Here is a 17,681-nt window from a genome sequence, read left to right as displayed (position 1 = left end):
GCTCCTGACGGGATCGATCGGCTCAACTCGTATGGGCGGCGACAACCTTGTCGACCGTTTCGGGGAAGAAGTCCGGCGCCGAGAGGCGTTTGCCGAACATCATGTCGTATTGCAACAGGCGGAAATCGCGGATCGCCGGGTCGATCTCTTTCTGCCGCGCCCAATCGGGCGTGGCCTCGCCAGCCGGCGTCAGCAACAAATTGCGGTCGACGACGCGGTAGCGTTCGCTCATCTGACCCAGGAATCCGGTGTAGTAGGGATGGCTGATGCCGGCCGTCTTCAAGATATGATAGGGCAGGAAGGCCGGGCTGACGGCGCCCACGTCCTCGGCCGGCCCGGTGCGGTTCGACCAGATGACCAGCGGCGTCGCGTGGTGTTCGAGGGCGGCCTCGGGCGACGCTTCCTTGCGCGGTGCGACATTGTCCTTCAGGAAACCGGTTTCGACGTAGACCGGCCCCAGCGGCGGCAGATGGTCGCCAAAGAAGGCGATCACCGTGGGGCGGGAGCGCTTCTTTGCCCATTCGACCAGGCGTTCAAGGCCGCGATCGGCATCGGCTGAGCCCTCGGCATAGCTGAGCAGCGATTCGCGCGCCCACTGACTGATCGGCGCTTGCACCGTATGGGTGGGATTGTAGTAGCGGTTCGGCTCGTAGGGACCGTGGTTTTGCAGGCTGACCGCAAAGAAGAACACCGGCTCGTCGCTGGCGTCGGCCTCGCTGATGATCTCGTCGGTCATCGCCGCGTCCGATGCCAGCGGCCCGCGCTTTTGCATCGGCGGCAGCGTTTCTTCCGACTTGAAGTCGTTGAAGCCAAAATCGGCGTAGACCGCGCCACGGTTCCAGAACCAGTTGGTGCCGGGATGGATGGCGCGCGCCCGGTAGCCCTGGCTCTTGAGGAAGGTGGCGAGCGAAGGCGTCGGCGTGCGCACATATTGCTGGTAGGGGATGCTGCCGGCAGGCAGGAACGCATTGGAGAAGCCGGTCAGCGCCTCGAACTCGATGTTGGCGGTCATGCCGCCGAATTCCGGCGAGAACATCGAGCCCGAGCGCAGCGCCCGCACATTGGGGATCGGATCGGGCGTGATGGTGACGCCGGGCAGCTTGGTCGGATCCCAGAAGGACTCGCTCATGACGATGATGATATCGGGCTTCTCGGCCGGCACCGAGGCGGTCACATCGGACCTGCCGATCGCCGCGATCGCCTTGTCGGAATAGCCTGGCGGCGCCGAGACATGCGCCATCGGCACGTTGAGGGCGAAGGCCAGCGCAAAGCCGTTGGAGGCATAGTTTTCCTTCTGGTCCCACATGATCGGGATGATCTGCAGCCGGTCCCTGGTCCAGGAGAAGGTGGCGTAGTCCATGATCGAAACGAAGAAGGCGAGCAGCGGCACGGCCAGCGTCAGCCGGGCAAGGCGGCCCTTGTGGCTGAGCGCCTGAACCTTGCGGCGCCACAGCCGCCAGCCATAGACGAGCAGCGACAGGCCGGCGACGATGCCGACGACCATGGCGAGCGCGGTCATCGGACGGTCGCGCACCAAAAGCGGCAGCAGCGCGAAGATCTGGCGGGCATAGAGGAAATCGGTCGGGTAGAGCGGATCGCCGAGATAGTGCGACTTCTGGTGACCGACGAAGGCAAGGGACAAGGTCAGCGGCGCGACGATCATCAGGCTCTGATGACTGCGGCCGAGCACCGCATCGAGGCCGATCAGGATCAGCGCAAACACGACAATGGTGGTCCAGCCAGGTTTGAGCGGCTGCAGGAAGAAGGAGACAGTGCCGGCAAAGTCGCCGCGCACGATCAGTTCGATGGCAAACACCAGGACGGCAGCGATCGCCAGGCTGATCAGCCCATAGCGCACGACCGGCCATCTCCTGCCCGGCAGATAGCCGGTGGAGGGGTCGTCTTCCAGGAACTGTGGCGCGGCCTTGCCGGCGCGTTTGTAACTCTTTGCCACCTTAACTTCCCCACCCAGCGACAAACACGTCACTCGATTGTCATAGAATTGTCACGCAAAGCTAGCGCCTGTAGCGAAAATAAGAAGAGCCAGCAAACGAATCGTGAGCGGTTTTCATCAGGAGTGATCGCCAAAAAGCCTTTCGGAACAGGCACTCGGCGGACGAAGCTGCCGCCGGGCAGGGTCGAACCGGGCTTGACTTGGCGGCCTGCCTTGCGTCACAGGCAAGAAAAACTCGTCTATCAGGCAAGCAAAACCAGCCCTTGGGAGTCCTCGCATGGCCGTTGCATTCACCTTTCCCGGACAAGGCAGCCAGGCAGTCGGCATGGGCAAGGATCTCGCCGACGCCTTTCCCGAGGCGCGCAGGATCTTCCAGGAAGTCGACGACGCGCTCGGCGAAAACCTGTCGAAGCTGATCTGGGAAGGGCCGGAAGAGACGTTGACGCTGACCGCCAACGCGCAGCCGGCGCTGATGGCAGTGTCGCTGGCCGCGATCCGGGCGCTGGAATCGCGCGGCTTCTCCCTGAAGGACAAGGTCGCCTATGTCGCCGGTCATTCGCTGGGCGAATATTCGGCGCTGGCCGCTGCAGGTTTTGTTTCGGTTGCCGATGCGGCCAGGCTGCTGCGCATCCGCGGCAATGCTATGCAGGCGGCGGTGCCGGCCGGCGAGGGCGCGATGGCGGCGATCATCGGACTGGAGCAGGCCGATGTCGAAGCTGCTTGCGCGGAAGCCGCCAAAGGCTCGGCCAACGGGGCAGTCTGCCAGATCGCCAACGACAATGGCGGTGGCCAACTGGTCATTTCCGGCGCCAAGGCCGCGGTCGAACTGGCGGCAAAACTGTGCACGGAAAAGGGCGCCAAGCGCGCGCTGATGCTGCAGGTGTCTGCGCCCTTCCATTCAGCGCTGATGGCGCCGGCCGCGAACGTCATGCGCGAAGCCCTGGCCGGCGTGACAAAGAATGCGCCGGTCGTCCCGGTTGTCTCCAATGTGTCGGTGGCGCCGTCGAGCGATCCGGATGAGATTGCACAGCGTCTGGTTGAGCAGGTGACCGGCCGCGTGCGCTGGCGGGAGACGGTGGAGTGGTTTGGCGCGAACGGCACCACCACGCTTTACGAAATCGGCGCCGGCAAGGTGCTTTCGGGATTGGCGCGGCGCATCAACCGCGACGTCGCCACCGCGTCGGTAGGCTCCGCGGCTGAGGTCGAGGCGGTGCTGGCCGCGTTGAGTTGACCTGTGCACACCGGGCTTGAAATCCCGACGTCATGGCGATACATGAATACATGTATTCAAAAGGAGAGTGGTATGCCGACCTCGATCCGACTCGCTCCCGAAATCGAAGAACGCTTGGATTTTCTCGCGACCAAGACCGGCCGGAGCAAAGCTTACTATCTGCGTGAGCTTATCGAACGCGGTCTTGAGGACATGGAGGACTATTATCTCGCGGCCGGGGTCCTAGAGCGGATCAGAAGCGGCGAGGAGGATGTCATGAAGCCTGAGGACTTCTGGCGTGGCCTGGACGCTTGAATATGCCCGCTCGGCACGCAAATTCGTCGAAAAGCTGGATCCGCAGACACGTAACCGAATTCGCGACTTCATCGAGAACCGTATCGCCGCTCTCGACAATCCACGAGAGGCTGGCAAGCCACTGAAGGGTCCGCTTGCGACCTTTTGGAGGTATCGAGTTGGGGATTATCGAATTATCTGTGATGTGCAGGACAGCCGGCTCGTAATTCTGGTCGTGACGATAGGCCATCGCGGCGACGTTTACAGATAACCAGTTCGCGGGCTGTCCGATTGAGAAGGATTAAGATATGTTCGAATTGACTAGCCGCAAGGCGCTCGTCACCGGCGCATCGGGAGGCATCGGCGAGGCGATCGCCAGGGTGCTGCATGCGCAAGGCGCCATCGTCGGCCTGCACGGCACCCGCGTCGAGAAACTGGAAGCGCTGGCCGCCGAGCTTGGCGACCGGGTCAAGCTGTTCCCGGCCAATCTGTCGAACCGTGACGAGGTCAAGGCGCTCGGCCAGAAGGCGGAGGCCGATCTCGAGGGCGTCGACATCCTGGTCAACAATGCCGGCATCACCAAGGACGGGCTGTTCGTGCGCATGTCGGATGCCGACTGGGACACCGTGCTCGAGGTCAATTTGACCGCCGTGTTCAGGCTGACCCGCGAACTCACCCATCCGATGATGCGCCGCCGCCACGGCCGCATCATCAACATCACCTCGGTGGTCGGCGTCACCGGTAATCCCGGCCAGACCAACTACTGCGCCTCCAAGGCCGGCATGATCGGCTTTTCCAAGTCGCTGGCGCAGGAGATCGCCACCCGTAACATCACCGTCAACTGCGTCGCCCCGGGCTTCATCGAATCGGCGATGACCGACAAGCTCAACGACAAGCAAAAAGAAGCGATCATGGCGGCGATCCCGACCCGCCGCATGGGCACCAGCGCTGAAGTCGCGTCCGCCGTCGCCTATCTCGCCTCCAACGAGGCCGCTTATGTCACCGGCCAGACCATCCATGTAAATGGCGGCATGGCGATGATCTGACGGACCTTGTTGATAATTCTACCCTGCCGGCCATCTGCCGCGGTTATCTGCGCTTCCGGTGCTCCCGTACGAAAAGTACGCTCCGCTCCGGTTCTCGAAAACCGCACCATATGACTCGGCAGGGCGAATTCTGAACAAGGTCCGGCGGGCTGTGAAAAGAGACCATTTCGGCTTGGACCTCAGCTATTTTTCGTGTAATGCGGCCCGCAACCCGGCGGTTCGGGCAAAAACCGGTCTGTAGCCGTTGCGTTTCCGGCAGGACCATCTTTCAGCTTGATTAGCGGCATTCTGCCCGCTAACGAAGACAGACAAACAAAAGACGAGGATGCCCAAATGAGTGACACCGCAGAGCGCGTCAAGAAGATCGTCATCGAGCACCTTGGCGTCGATGCCGACAAAGTGACGGAGCAGGCGAGCTTCATCGATGATCTGGGCGCCGACAGCCTCGACACGGTCGAACTCGTCATGGCGTTCGAAGAAGAATTCGGCGTCGAGATTCCCGACGACGCAGCCGAGACCATCCTGACCGTCGGCGATGCCGTGAAGTACATCGACAAGGCTTCGGCCTGACGCTTTCCGCAGTTGTCACCGGGGAGGACCTGCGATGAGGCGTGTCGTCGTCACGGGCCTTGGGTTACTGTCGCCGTTCGGCATGGGCTTTGAGCACAGCTGGAAGGAACTTCTGACCGGCCGCAGCGCTGCCAAGCGCATCACCGAGTTCGAGGTGGAGGATCTTGCTTGCAAGATCGCCCACGTCATTCCGCGTGGCGATGGCAGCAATGCCACCTTCAATCCCGAGGCCGTGCTCGAGCCGAAGGAATTGCGCAAGATCGGCGACTTCATCCTGTACGGGATTGCCGCCGCCGACGAGGCGTTGAAGGATTCCGGCTGGGAGCCCAAGACGCATGAAGAGCAATGCGCCACCGGCGTCCTGATCGGCTCCGGCATTGGTGGCATCGAGGGCATCGCCGAGAACGCGATGATCCTCAAGGAACGCGGCCCGCGCCGCATCAGCCCTTTCTTCATCCCGGGCCAGATCATCAATCTCGTCTCCGGGCAGGTTTCGATCCGGCACGGGCTGAAAGGTCCGAACCATGCCGTCGTCACGGCATGTTCGACTGGCGCGCACGCCATTGGCGATGCTGCCCGGTTGATCATGTGGGGCGATGCCGACGTGATGGTCGCCGGTGGCGCCGAAGCGCCGGTGACACGGCTGTCGATCGCCGGCTTCGCCGCGTGCCGGGCGCTGTCGACGGAACGCAATGATTCGCCGCAAACGGCATCGCGCCCCTATGATCGCGACCGTGACGGCTTCGTCATGGGCGAGGGCGCCGGCGTTGTCGTGCTCGAGGCGCTGGAGCATGCCAAGGCGCGCGGCGCCAAGATCTATGCCGAGGTGACGGGTTACGGTCTCACAGGCGACGCGCATCACATCACCGCGCCCGCCGAGGATGGCGACGGTGCCTTCCGTTGCATGACGGCGGCATTGAACCGGGCCAAGCTGACGCCCGCCGATGTCGACTACATCAACGCCCACGGCACCTCGACCATGGCCGACACGATTGAGCTCGGCGCTGTCGAGCGGCTTGTCGGCAATGCCGCGTCGAAGATTTCGATGTCGTCGACCAAGTCGTCGATCGGCCATCTGCTCGGGGCGGCCGGCGCCGCCGAAGCGATCTTTTCGATCCTTGCCATCAGGGACAATGTCGCGCCGCCGACCATCAACCTCGACAACCCGGAGCGCGAAACCGCGATCGACCTGGTGCCGAACAAGCCGCGTGCCCGCCAGATCGACGTGGCGCTGTCCAATTCCTTCGGCTTTGGTGGCACCAACGCGTCGCTGGTCTTCCAGCGCTACAATGGCTGATCGCCCGTCTATCGGGCGACGCTTTGGCGTGCCGTCAATTTTGCCATATTCGCCCCTACTCTGCCGCTGGGGATTCGTTGGGCGATCAAACGGTAGGGCGAAATGAACACAAATCCGGCAGGCAACGGAGAATTCGGGCAACGGCCGGCGACATCCGGACCGATCGTGCCGAAAACGGCCAGCGAGGCATTGCGGCCGGAGGCCGGCACGCCGCCGCCGAAGCGCTCGCGTGCATCACGCAGCCAGGTCGTCGTGTTCATGAACTTCGTCATCTCTTCGGTGATGCTGATGGTTCTGGCGGCTGGCGTCGCGGTCTATTTCGGCAAGCAGGAATTCACCGAGCCCGGCCCCTCGGCCAATGGCGACACCTTCCTGGTGAAGCCGAACACCGGCGTGCAGGATATCGCCGACCAGCTCGAACGCCGCGGACTGATCAGCGATGCCCGGGTATTCCGCCTTGGCGTGCGGGCCTTCGGCAATGATTCCGCGCTGAAGGCCGGCGAGTACGAGATCAAGCCCAGGGCTTCCATGCGCGACATCATGGAGCTTTTGAAGAGCGGCAAGTCGGTGATGTATTCGCTGACCATTCCAGAGGGGCTGACGGTCGAGCAGGCGCTGCAGCGCATCGCCGACGAGACTGCCTTGAGTGGCGATATGCCGGCGACCACGCCGCCGGAGGGCAGCCTCGCCACCGACACCCTGCGCTTCACGCGCGGCGCGACGCGCCAGCAGATGGTCGACAAGCTGCTGGCGGATCAAAAGAAGCTGGTTGACGATGTCTGGCAGCGGCGCGCACCGGACCTGCCGCTGGCAAACATCGAAGAGTTCGTTACGCTGGCTTCGATCGTCGAGAAGGAAACGGGCAAGGGTGACGAGCGTTCACGGGTTGCCGCCGTCTTCCTGAACCGGCTTGCCAAGGGCATGCGCCTGCAATCCGATCCAACCATCATCTACGGGTTGTTCGGCGGCAAGGGCAAGCCGGCGGACCGGCCGATCTATCAGTCGGACATCCAGAAGCAGACGCCCTACAACACCTATGTGATCAACGGCTTGCCGCCGACGCCTATCGCCAATCCGGGTCGTGCGGCGCTGGAGGCGGTGGCCAATCCGTCGAAGACCGACGACCTCTACTTCGTCGCCGACGGCACCGGTGGGCACGTCTTTGCCGCGACGCTTGACGAGCACAACGAGAATGTCGCCCGCTATCGCGCCTTACAGAAGAAGCAGGCAGATGAAGCCGCCAAGGCCGCCAACACCACTGGCGCCGGCGACGGCAATGCCGACAAGCCGGTTGACGGTGGCGGCGATGGCGACGGTGACGCCGGCGCTGCCCAGTAGAATAAAGAAGAGCATTGCCCACCAGGCGATGCCCTGACATTCGGAAGAGCGCCGCGCGTCCGATTTCGACGCGCCTGCGCGCGGTCATTTTCAAGCCGCACTTGCTCCTCTCCGGAAAGCCGGTTTCGGGGTGGTGCACCAGGGACGTATGGGCGATATGAATTTGCAGAGCATGACCGGTTTTGCACGTGCCGTCGCCGAGCATGAGGGCACCTCGATTGCCTGGGAGGTCAAGTCCGTCAACGGCAAGAGCGTCGAGGTACGGCTGCGACTGCCGCAAGGCTTCGAGCGGCTGGAACCAGCCGTCCGGCAGATACTTCAGAAGCGTTTTGCGCGCGGCAATTTCCAGGCGACTCTGACCATCGGCCGTGCCGCCGGTGCGCAGGCGCAGCCGGTCGTCAACGAAGCCTTCCTGAAGGACCTGGCTGGGCTCGCCAAGCGGCTGCAGGAGCAATTCGGCGCTGCCCCCGCGACATCAGACGGATTGCTGTCGCTGCGCGGCGTGCTCGACATTCCCGAAACTGTCGAAACCGAAGAGGCGAGGGCCGCGCTCGATGCCGCGATCATGGCCGCGCTCGAGGTGGCCCTGAAAGGGCTCGAACAGGCACGACAAAGCGAGGGTGCCGCGCTGGCTTTGCTGTTGTCGGGTCATATCGGCACAATCGAGGCGCTGACGCTGCGGGCAGAAGTGGATCCGTCACGCGAGACGGTGGCGATCCGCGAACGCATCGCCGAGCAGGTCAGGCTTCTGATGGACGCGTCCGCCAATCTGGACGCGACGCGACTGCACATGGAGGCGGCATTCCTGGCCACCAAGGCCGATATTCGCGAAGAGATCGACCGGCTGAAAACGCATGTCGCATCCGGTCGGGCATTGCTGGAGGGCGGCGGCGCGGTCGGCCGCAAGCTTGATTTTCTGGCACAGGAATTTAACCGCGAATCGAATACGCTGTGTTCGAAGTCGAATGCCGCCGCCGTCACCGCGATCGGGCTGGAGCTGAAGGCGGTGGTCGACCAGTTTCGTGAACAGATCCAGAACCTGGAGTAGCCGATGGTTGCCAAGGATTTGGGGTCCCGCATTCGCCGCCGGGGCCTGATGCTCGTCCTGTCGTCGCCATCCGGCGCCGGCAAGTCGACGATCGCGCGCAATCTTCTGGAAAGCGATTCCAGTCTCGAACTGTCGGTCTCGGTCACCACCAGACCGCGCCGCGGCAGCGAGATCGAAGGCGTTCACTACCATTTTAGGACGATGCGCGAGTTCGAGCGGCTGCGCGATTCCGACGCGCTGCTGGAATGGGCCGAGGTGCACGGCAATTGCTATGCGACCCCGCGCGAACCGGCCGAACTGGCATTGTCTGAAGGGCGCGACATGCTGTTCGACATCGACTGGCAAGGTGCCCAGCAGCTCAAGGAGAAGATGCGCGCCGACATTGTGTCGATCTTCATCCTGCCGCCGTCGATGAAGGAATTGAAGGCGCGGCTAAAGCGCCGCGCCGAAGACCAGGAAGCGGTGATCGAAACGCGGCTGAAAAACGCCCGCAATGAGATCGAGCACTGGAAGGAATATGATTTCGTCATCGTCAATGACGACCTCGACCGCGCCTTCGCCGAAGTGCGCGGCATCGTCGTCGCCGAGCGGCTAAGACGCGACCGCCGGCCCGGCCTGTTCGATTTCGTCTCGGGACTGTTGGACGAGAAGACGGGCTGAACCGGCTACAGTGTGGCAGCCGGGTAGTTGGATAGACGCATGCTATCGGCCAGCGTCAGATGTTCGACGATCTGCACGATGTCGGTCCATTCGATCTCAGGATAGTGCTCTCGCATTCCAGACAGCATGACATCCCTTGGCCACTCGCTTTCCCGCCCGACAAAGGCGGCAGCTTCCGACAACGGCATTTCCGTACAGCGCGTAACCCACACGATGACTGTCGACGTGGCGTCGCCATCGCAGACATAGCGCATGTAACCCGGCACGATCGGCGTTTCGCGCCAGCGTATGGTGGACGTCTTTTGCCCCGCCACAACAAGCGGGAAAAGTCGAGGCACCACCCCAAGTTCCTGCATCTCAGCCCTCATACCGCGTTGGTCAGCCGCACGAATTCCTCGACGCTGAGCGTCTCGGCGCGGCGTGTCGGATCGATGCCGGCGCGTTCGAGCAGTGCCTCGCCGCCAAGGCTCTTCACGCTTTGCCGCAGCATCTTGCGACGTTGGCCGAAGGCGGCTTCGGTGACGCGGCCGAGTTTTTTCACCTCGGCGGGCAGAGGGGCCTGGCGCGGCACCAGATGCACCACCGAGGAGGTGACCTTTGGCGGCGGCGTGAATGCCTGTGGCGGTACGTCGAAGGCGATCCTCGCCTCCGTCCGCCAGCCGGCAAGGACCCCCAGCCGCCCATAGCTGTCGCTGCCGGCGGGCGCGACGATGCGCTCGGCCACCTCGCGCTGGAACATCAAAGTCATCGAGGTGTAGAAGGGCGGCCAATCGCCGACCGTCAGCCAGCGCACCAGCAACTCCGTGCCGATGTTGTAGGGTAGGTTGGCCACGATCTTTACCGGGCCGCCGTCCCCGGGCGCTCGACTGGCAAGTGCCGCGAAATCCGTCTTCAGCGCATCGCCGGAAACAACCTCCAGCCGGCCGGGATAATGATCGGACACTTCGGCAAGGGCAGCCAGGCAGCGTTCGTCACGCTCGATGGCAATGACGTGACGCGCCCCGTTGGAAAGCAAGGCGCGGGTCAGCCCGCCGGGACCGGGACCGACCTCGATCACGGTTGCATCGGACAAATTGCCGGCGGTGCGGGCGATCTTGCCGGTGAGGTTGAGGTCGAGCAGAAAATTCTGGCCGAGCGCCTTCTTTGCCTGCAGGCCATGGCGCTCGATCACCTCGCGCAGCGGCGGCAGCCCGTCGATGCTCATGCCTGCGGTCTCATGCGGCAACTGCCTTCGTGTTTGTGTCGGCCAGCCGCCGGGCAAGCTTCAGCGCCGCCATCAGGCTGTCGGGCCGCGCCACGCCCTTGCCGGCGATGTCGAAGGCCGTACCGTGGTCGGGTGAGGTGCGGATGAAGGGCAGGCCGAGCGTGACATTGACCGCCTCGTCGAAGGCCAGCGCCTTGGCCGGGATCAGCGCCTGGTCGTGATACATGCAAAGGGCTACGTCGTAGCCGGCCCGTGCCCGGGCGTGGAACAACGTGTCGGCCGGCAGCGGGCCGAAAGCGTCGATACCTTCGGCACGCAGGATGTCGACCGCCGGGCGCACGATCCGCTCGTCCTCGAGGCCCATGGCGCCGCCTTCGCCCGCATGCGGATTGAGCCCTGCAATGGCGAGCCGTGGCCGGGCGATGCCGAAGCGGCCGGTGAGGTCGGCGGCGGTGATGCGCGCAGTGGCGACGATCAGTTCGGTGGTCAGTGCCTTCGGCACCTCGGCCAGCGCGATGTGGATGGTGACGGGAACGGTGCGCAGGTCGGGGCCTGCCAGCATCATCACCGGCATCGCTTCGACGCCGCTGTGCCGGGCCGCCAGATGTGCCAGATATTCGGTGTGCCCGGGAAAGCGGAAGCCGGCATCGTAGAGTGGCTTCTTGGCGATGGGGCAGGTGACGACGGCCGAGGCTTCGCCTGCAAGGCAGTCGGCGACGGCGCGGTCGATGGCCTCGATGGTGGCGGCCGCATTGGTCGGGTCCGGCCGGCCGGGGCTGTCGATGCAGCGGGCGGCCAGCGGGACGATCGGCAGGGCGCGGGCAAACACTTGCGCCGCTTGCGCCGCTGTCGTTTCGATGATCGGCAGCGAAATGCCGAGGAGGTGCGCCCGGGAGGCGACCAGCGCCGGATCGGCGAGCAGGTAGAAGGGGGGCAGAGCGGCAGCCTCGCGCGCCACGAAGGCGGCGATGGCGATCTCCGGCCCGATGCCGGACGGATCGCCGGCGCTCAACGCGAGCGCAGCCACGGTGCTGGCCACGTCAGCGCTTGACGATGCGGGCTTTCGCCTTCAGCTCGTCGACATATTTCTTGCTGAGCTCGTCGGCGTTCTTGTCACCGGAGCTTTCGCCCTGGAACACCATCTGCGCGACCTTGTCGTCGGACACTTCGCGCGACGAGCAGATGCCGATGAATTCGACGCCGCGTTCGGTTTCGCGCGTGACGGTGGCGCCGCCGACCTTGGTAGCCTTGATCTGCTCGGCCCAGTCCGGCGGCAGTTGCGGCGCCAGCACCCGGCCCAGATCGCGAACCGTGACGTCGATCAGGCCCTTGGCGAATTCGCGCGTCGTGGTGCAGCCGTTGAAGCGGGCGCGCATGGCATCGGCCTCGCGCTTGCGCTTGCCCAGCGTCGCGCTGCGTTCGGCCGCCGGCACCACGAAGATGACCTGCTGCAGCATGTACTCGGTGGCGCTCGGCTTGGATCCGCCTTTTTCGAGCATCTTCCTGACAAGATCCTGTTCGCTGACGGCACCGGTGCCGTCGCCGGAACGGTAGCGCGCGCTCAACGCCTGGTTCCAGGCCATCTGGGCGCGGATGAATTCCTTGAAGTGGCTCTTGGTAACGCCCGACTTCTCCATGACGCCGTCGAGTTGGCTGAGTTGCATCTTGTTGCTTGACGCAAAGCGCTGATACGCCGCCTCGACCTGCGCGTCGCTGATGCGGATGCCAAGCCGCTTGGCCTCGGCCATGCGCAGCGTCTGGTCGATCATTTCCTGACCGGCATCACCCTTCTTGCGCTGCAGCTTCAGAAAGGCGGCGCGATGGGCGATGTCGCCGGTGGTGACCGGAATGTCGTTGACGACGTATTTGATCTCGCTGGCGAAAGCCGGCGGCGTCATCACGGTGATCGACACGGACGTCGCCGCCACAAGCAACGCGAAACCTGCTGAAAAGAGGTATTTCCTCATCGTTGGCATCCCAATTCTATCCCGACTCCGCCCAATTTTTATCTTTTCAGGTGCGCGAAATCCGTGCCAGCCCTATGCGGCGAAACGATGTCGCCGATTGTTACTGGATCGTGTCGACGCCACTGGTCGATGAGCCGAAATCGCCGAGGGTGCGGAACGACAGATTGAAGCCGATGGTCTGCGACACTTCCTTGGTATTTATGTCGCGCGACTGCGAGTAGGTCATCAAATAGGTGAAGCAGGAATCGTTGTAGGCGAAGCCCACGCCGTCCTTGACCAGCACGCTTTCCTCGAGGTCGTAGGTCCCGGTGCCGAAGACGCGCCAGTTCTCGGCAAGATGCGTCGATGCACCAAGCGTGACCTCGTGGCGGTCGGTCGTGAAACCGTACAGTGGCTGGGCCTGGATGAAGGCGTATTTGGCGCTCAGCGACACCGGCAGGCCGGAATAGGCCGCCTTCACCTCGGCGCGGCGGATCTCAAAGCTCTGTTCGTCGAAACGGCCGCTGACCGAAGCCGCGAAGCCGTTGGGGCTGTTGATGCCAAACAGGCCGACATAGTCGGACTTAGTCGTGTCGAGACCCGAATAGGCGCCGACATTGACCAGATCCGGCGCGGCGAAGGAGTTCTCGCCGCCGATCTGATAGGATTGGCCGAAAATGGCATTGGTGCCCCAGCCATTGTTGTACGAGCCGGAATAGCGGAAGCCGACATTGGCGCGCGAACCGCCTTCGACGCGGTCGTAGCCGGAGAATTTGTCGCGCTCGAACAAGGTGGTCGCGTCGAAGACCATGCTTTGCGCGTCTTCGTTGGGGACGGCCAGGCCGCCGACATACTGCTCGTTCGGGCGCATGAAGACCTGCGCCATTGGCTCGATAACGTGGCTGGACCCGCCTGCCATGGAAAACAGCACCGGCCAACGCATCTCAAGCCCAGCGGTTGCCATGTAACGGGCAAATGACGAGCGCATATCGTCCTGCTCGCCCAAATTCGTTGCCATCTGGTTGACGGCGGCGAGCGAAGCCGACGAAGCTTTGAGATAATCCACGTCGCCCTGCAGCGCGAGCAATGGCGTCAGCACCAGCCCGCCATCGGTGACGAAGCTCCGCTTCCACTCGGCCTCGGCGGTGAGGCGGCCCGATTCGCCTTCGATGCCAGGGACACGCTGCGTGGGGACGAAGTAAGTCTTATCGAGATCGTCGCGGCTGATGACCCGCGCGTTGACATTGAGCGACAGCTGGCCGCCGGCCACCGATACGTCGGGGATATAGGCGTAGTCGAGCGACGGCAGCACCCATGGCTGTTGTCCGCTTCGCGCGGAGATGTTGTCGTTGGGTGTATCTTCCTGCACTTCGAAGTGCATGGCACGCAGGTCGAAATAGTTCCGGCCGTTGAGACCCGTCAGGTAGACCGACGACTGGTGGACGCTGCCATTGTACTTGTCGATGTTGTAGGTGTTCGAGAAATTCTTGTCGGTCTGCAGCAGCACATCCCAGCCGAAATTCCAGCGTGAATTGATGGCGAACTGGCCTTGGGTTCCCATCATGCCGCGGAATTTGTTGGGATCGCCCGCCGCGCCCGAGTTGACATTGTGGCCAGCGGTGCTGGGGAAAGCAGTCGTGTCGAGGAAGGCATCGGGATCCTGCTGATGGATTCCGGCGATCTTCAAACTGTACTGGCCGTTGTTGAAGCGCTGGCGCCACTCGGCCTCACCGAGGAAGCCTTGCTTGGTGTAGCCGGTGCCGGTGACGGTCAGGTCATAGGTCGGTGACAAGGCGAAATAATAGGGAATTTTCACGCCGACGCCGAGATCGTCGTTGTAGACGACGCCAGGAATCAGGAAGCCGCTCTTGCGCTTCACCGTCGGGTCGGCAATTTCGAATGCAGGCAGATAGGCGAGCGGGAAACCGAAGAACTCGAAATTCGCATTCTCGAAGCGAACCGTCTTCTTCTCGCCGTTCCAGATGATCTTCTTGGCCTTGACGCGCCAGGTCGGTGCTTTGTCGGGCTTGTCCTCGCACGGTTCGCAGGCGGTGTAGACACCATTGTGGAACGTGGTCAGGACGCCGCCCATCCGCTCGGCGCTTTCGGCGGCAAAATAGGCCTTGTCGATGGTTTCGACACGCAACGCGTTGACGAAGCCGTCGGCGAAATCATCGGTGATGTCGATATGTTCCGAATTGATCTTGGTGCCGTCGCTGTTGATGACTTCGACGTTGCCGCTCGCGACCATCCGTTTGGTGTTGCGGTTGTATTCGACTCTCTGGGCGACAAGGCGATTGCCACCATAGTCGATCTGCACGCCGCCGACGGCGGTCACCGTCTGGTTGTCGTTGTTGTAGACCAGCGTATCGGCGGCCAGCAGCATCTGCGAGCCGGACGGAACCGATGTCGCCATGTCGCCGACATCCTGCGCGAACGCCGGCATCGGGACGGCGCAGGCAAGCAGGCACGCCAAGGCGGTCGCCGCATAGAGGCGCGCCAAACGGGCCTGCCTGTTGCTGGGCAAAAACGCCTCCCTCACTAGCCGTCTTCCTTGTATAGCAGGAAAGTCACCCCGAAGAACATAGCCACTACGACCGGCACCCATGCGGCTACGACAGTCGGCACGAATCCCGCCACGCCGAATGCCTTCACCAGCACCGAAACGACATAAAGCAGAAAGCCGGCGATGATGCCACCCAGAATCATCGTTGCCGACTGCCCCATCCTAGCAAATCGCATTGAAACCGTTGCCGCAATCAGTGTCATGGCGACGAGAAGGAACGGCAACGCCACCAGCGAATCAAACTGCATGGCAAAGGCATTTGCCTTGAGGCCGAAGGAGCGGGCAACCTCGATCTTTCCCGGCAGGTCATAGAAAGGGATGGTTTCGGGGCGCGCCAGCCGCTCTTGCACGAATTCAGGCTTCAGATTGGTCGGCACGCGATCGGTTGTCGATGCCTGGATCGTGCCGTTCCGGAACGTCTTGACGTCCTGCAATTCCCAATAGCCGTCGCGCAGGAAGGCGCGCGCCGCGTCCTTGCGCTCGACGATGTTGCCTTGCGGGTCGAGAATGAAAAACACGACATCGGCCATCTCCAGGCCCTGGTTCAGGATGGCCCGCGCACCGATGATGGTGTCCCCCGAGGCGGTTTTCTGCCGAATCCAGGGCGCGGCATCGGCCGAAACCGTGTTTGATTTTCCGGAACGCAGCTGGGTTTCGATCTGCTCGGACCAGGAGAATGCGTGCGCGGCGAGCGGATTGATGACGCCGACCGACAAGACGCCGAACAGCAAGGCTCCGATGCAGCATGGCAACAGGAACTGCCAGGCGGAAACGCCGGCGGAACGCGCGATGACCAGTTCGTAGCGCCGATTGAGCGACACCAGCGTCGCCATTGCCGAGAACAGACCGACAAACGGCACCGTCTGCAGCATGATCATCGGCATTCGGAGCCCCGAAATGGCCACTGCCGTTCCGTAGGTGAAGCCGGGCAGGCCGGTGGTGCGGCCGGAGAGTTCGGTGAAATCGATCAGGAACACCAGCGCCAGGAGGCCGATGAAGAACCAGATGGTGATCGTCACATAGCGGAAGAAGAAATAGCGGCCCAGCGTCCAGCCCATCAGCTGACCCCTTGCCCTGAAGTGCCGCGTCTGGACAAACGCAGTTTGAGAGCGTTCCAGCTGTCACCGATGCGCGTGGCGAAATTTGTCATCCAGTCGGCCCAGGCTACCGGCAGTTCCATGGTCCGGTTGGAGACGATGAACCAGATCGCCACCGCGGAAGCCACGATCGGCACGCCATAGACCATATAGGTATATTGCGGGATCTCATCGGCCTTGCTGGCGGCAAAAAAGCCCAGCCAACGCACGAACAGCGATATCGCGATGGCCGTGATCAGCGGATTGACGCGCGCCTCGCGGTGCGAGCGCGCGTCTCCGGCGACCGCCAGCGCAATGAGCGCGAAGACCATGGAATACGTCCATTCCGAAAACCGCTGGTTGACCTCGGCCCGATATTCGTAGGGGCTCTGTTGATAATACTTGTCGTTAGCGCTCGGGTTGAGCAGGTACTGGGTCGTCTGGTCCTTCGGCAGGAGCGTCACCGCTGAAGCCGCCGCCATGAAGGCTGACATGTCGAAGGCGTAGGAGGTGAACCGGATGACCGAGAGATCGCCGGTCAGCGTTTTGCGATGGATGACGCCGTCATTCATCATCAGCACCTTTTCGCCGCCGCGTTCGACGATGCTGCCGGTCTTGGCGTAATAGACGAGGTTGACGCCTTCTTCGCGCGAATCGGCGACGAAGATGCCGCCCAGCCGATTGTCGGGAAGCCGCTCGCCGATCTGCAGGAACAGCCCGTCCTCGATCTTGCGGAAGGTGCCTTCCTGGATAATCAGCGACAACAGATCCGCGCGTGACGACGCCACCAGGGCCCGGTTCTTCTGCCGGGCATAGGGGTCGATGCCGTTGTCGACGGCAAAGGAAAAGACGGCGGCCGCCAGCGCCAAAAGCATGATCGGCCGCACGATGGTCCAGCGCGAGGCGCCCGCGGCGTTGACGACGGCGAGTTCCGAATCCGAATTCATGGCACTGAGCGTCTGCGCGACCGCCACCACCAGCGCGAAAGGCACCACGATCGGAATGATGGACGGAAGAATGAGGGCAGCGACCTCGAAGAAGGTCAGCGCCGACTGGCCGCTGTCGGTGACCAGGTCGATCTTTGCCAGCACTTGCGTCGTCCACACGATGGCCAGCGTCCAGACAAGCGCGGCCAGGAAGACCACGAAAGCGCGGCGCATGATGTAGCGTTCAACGACCTTCATGAAGGCTTTTCTCGATTTTCTCGAACGGCATCATGCCACTGCACAAGGGTAGCTGTCCGGCAGCGCCTGCACAACTGGCTCCAACAGATGGTCGATCCGGTTCCCGTTCCAAGTCACCCGCCCCGGCGGGCCGGAGTGTCGGCGGGAATGGATAAGAAAGGGAGAACATCGATGGTTAACAACAGGTTGCGGCAAAAAGCGGGGCCGTGCCGCGAAGAATCACCATCGATTCCATCGGTGATATGGGGTGCGAATTTGGCAAAGTCTTGCCAAATGGAGGAAAACGAC

18 protein-coding genes are annotated in these 17,681 nt (G+C 62.7%); 9 read left to right on the top strand and 9 right to left on the bottom strand.

All coding sequences use genetic code 11. The features are described 5' to 3' along the window. Nucleotides 1-22: 22 nt before the first annotated feature. Nucleotides 23-1,978: an LTA synthase family protein gene (locus ACZ89F_RS18335; RefSeq protein WP_476097311.1), complete on the bottom strand. Its 1,956-nt coding sequence runs from the start codon at nt 1,976-1,978 to the stop codon at nt 23-25. Nucleotides 1,979-2,231: 253 nt separating this feature from the next. Between ACZ89F_RS18335 and fabD the strand changes: the two genes are divergently transcribed. From fabD to fabF, 6 genes are all read left to right on the top strand, one after another. Further along, a complete protein-coding gene (fabD, locus tag ACZ89F_RS18330; RefSeq protein ID WP_476093317.1) occupies nt 2,232-3,185 on the top strand; it encodes an ACP S-malonyltransferase in 954 nt (317 codons plus the stop codon). Between the two features lie 72 nt (nt 3,186-3,257). Continuing rightward, nucleotides 3,258-3,479 carry a type II toxin-antitoxin system RelB family antitoxin gene (relB, locus tag ACZ89F_RS18325; RefSeq protein ID WP_476093316.1) on the top strand — a complete coding sequence of 74 codons (222 nt, stop codon included), beginning with the start codon at nt 3,258-3,260 and terminating at the stop codon, nt 3,477-3,479. After that, nucleotides 3,463-3,729 carry a type II toxin-antitoxin system RelE family toxin gene (locus ACZ89F_RS18320; RefSeq protein WP_352868170.1) on the top strand — a complete coding sequence of 89 codons (267 nt, stop codon included), beginning with the start codon at nt 3,463-3,465 and terminating at the stop codon, nt 3,727-3,729. Before relB ends, ACZ89F_RS18320 begins: the two co-directional genes overlap by 17 nt. Nucleotides 3,730-3,766: 37 nt before the next feature. After that, on the top strand, nt 3,767-4,504 hold the full coding sequence (gene fabG / locus ACZ89F_RS18315) for a 3-oxoacyl-[acyl-carrier-protein] reductase (RefSeq protein WP_476093314.1): 738 nt from the start codon (nt 3,767-3,769) through the stop codon (nt 4,502-4,504). A gap of 333 nt (nt 4,505-4,837) precedes the next feature. After that, a complete protein-coding gene (locus tag ACZ89F_RS18310; protein ID WP_006203723.1) occupies nt 4,838-5,074 on the top strand; it encodes an acyl carrier protein in 237 nt (78 codons plus the stop codon). 34 nt (nt 5,075-5,108) lie between these two features. Then, nucleotides 5,109-6,371, top strand: a complete 1,263-nt coding sequence (gene fabF, locus ACZ89F_RS18305; RefSeq protein WP_476093312.1) for a beta-ketoacyl-ACP synthase II — start codon at nt 5,109-5,111, stop codon at nt 6,369-6,371. 8 nt (nt 6,372-6,379) lie between these two features. Here the strand turns inward: fabF and ACZ89F_RS18300 are convergent, their stop codons facing one another. Then, entirely contained in the window at nt 6,380-6,631 is a 252-nt protein-coding gene (locus ACZ89F_RS18300; protein WP_476093311.1) for a hypothetical protein, read from the bottom strand. Here ACZ89F_RS18300 and mltG point away from each other — a divergent pair. The 3 genes from mltG to gmk all read left to right on the top strand — a co-directional run bounded on the left by mltG (nt 6,630) and on the right by gmk (nt 9,417). Further along, nucleotides 6,630-7,709: an endolytic transglycosylase MltG gene (gene mltG, locus ACZ89F_RS18295; RefSeq protein WP_476093310.1), complete on the top strand. Its 1,080-nt coding sequence runs from the start codon at nt 6,630-6,632 to the stop codon at nt 7,707-7,709. The genes ACZ89F_RS18300 and mltG overlap by 2 nt on opposite strands. Before the next feature lie 157 nt (nt 7,710-7,866). After that, entirely contained in the window at nt 7,867-8,757 is an 891-nt protein-coding gene (locus ACZ89F_RS18290; protein WP_476093308.1) for a YicC/YloC family endoribonuclease, read from the top strand. A gap of 3 nt (nt 8,758-8,760) precedes the next feature. After that, nucleotides 8,761-9,417: a guanylate kinase gene (gmk, locus tag ACZ89F_RS18285; RefSeq protein ID WP_013532512.1), complete on the top strand. Its 657-nt coding sequence runs from the start codon at nt 8,761-8,763 to the stop codon at nt 9,415-9,417. Between the two features lie 5 nt (nt 9,418-9,422). On the opposite strand, the gene ACZ89F_RS18280 is transcribed toward gmk, so the two are convergent. The 7 genes from ACZ89F_RS18280 to lptF all read right to left on the bottom strand — a co-directional run bounded on the left by ACZ89F_RS18280 (nt 9,423) and on the right by lptF (nt 17,393). Continuing rightward, complete coding sequence (locus ACZ89F_RS18280) at nt 9,423-9,755, bottom strand: ASCH domain-containing protein (RefSeq protein WP_476093306.1); 333 nt, start codon at nt 9,753-9,755, stop codon at nt 9,423-9,425. A gap of 26 nt (nt 9,756-9,781) precedes the next feature. Continuing rightward, nucleotides 9,782-10,621, bottom strand: a complete 840-nt coding sequence (gene rsmA / locus ACZ89F_RS18275) for a 16S rRNA (adenine(1518)-N(6)/adenine(1519)-N(6))-dimethyltransferase RsmA (protein ID WP_476093304.1) — start codon at nt 10,619-10,621, stop codon at nt 9,782-9,784. A gap of 10 nt (nt 10,622-10,631) precedes the next feature. After that, a complete protein-coding gene (gene pdxA / locus ACZ89F_RS18270; RefSeq protein WP_476093303.1) occupies nt 10,632-11,648 on the bottom strand; it encodes a 4-hydroxythreonine-4-phosphate dehydrogenase PdxA in 1,017 nt (338 codons plus the stop codon). A 13-nt stretch (nt 11,649-11,661) separates the two neighbouring features. Then, complete coding sequence (locus ACZ89F_RS18265; RefSeq protein ID WP_476093301.1) at nt 11,662-12,597, bottom strand: peptidylprolyl isomerase; 936 nt, start codon at nt 12,595-12,597, stop codon at nt 11,662-11,664. Between the two features lie 91 nt (nt 12,598-12,688). After that, entirely contained in the window at nt 12,689-15,109 is a 2,421-nt protein-coding gene (locus ACZ89F_RS18260) for an LPS-assembly protein LptD (protein WP_476093300.1), read from the bottom strand. Further along, nucleotides 15,109-16,194, bottom strand: coding sequence for an LPS export ABC transporter permease LptG (gene lptG / locus ACZ89F_RS18255; RefSeq protein ID WP_476097310.1), 1,086 nt, complete (start codon nt 16,192-16,194; stop codon nt 15,109-15,111). Before lptG ends, ACZ89F_RS18260 begins: the two co-directional genes overlap by 1 nt. Next, nucleotides 16,191-17,393, bottom strand: a complete 1,203-nt coding sequence (lptF, locus tag ACZ89F_RS18250) for an LPS export ABC transporter permease LptF (protein ID WP_476093298.1) — start codon at nt 17,391-17,393, stop codon at nt 16,191-16,193. The genes lptG and lptF overlap by 4 nt, the downstream gene beginning before the upstream one ends. Between the last annotated feature and the right edge of the window lie 288 nt (nt 17,394-17,681).

The organism is Mesorhizobium sp. USDA 3734 (assembly GCF_056279665.1).
Note: the sequence above shows the minus strand (reverse complement) of the source record. Positions and strands in the feature narration are given on the sequence as shown.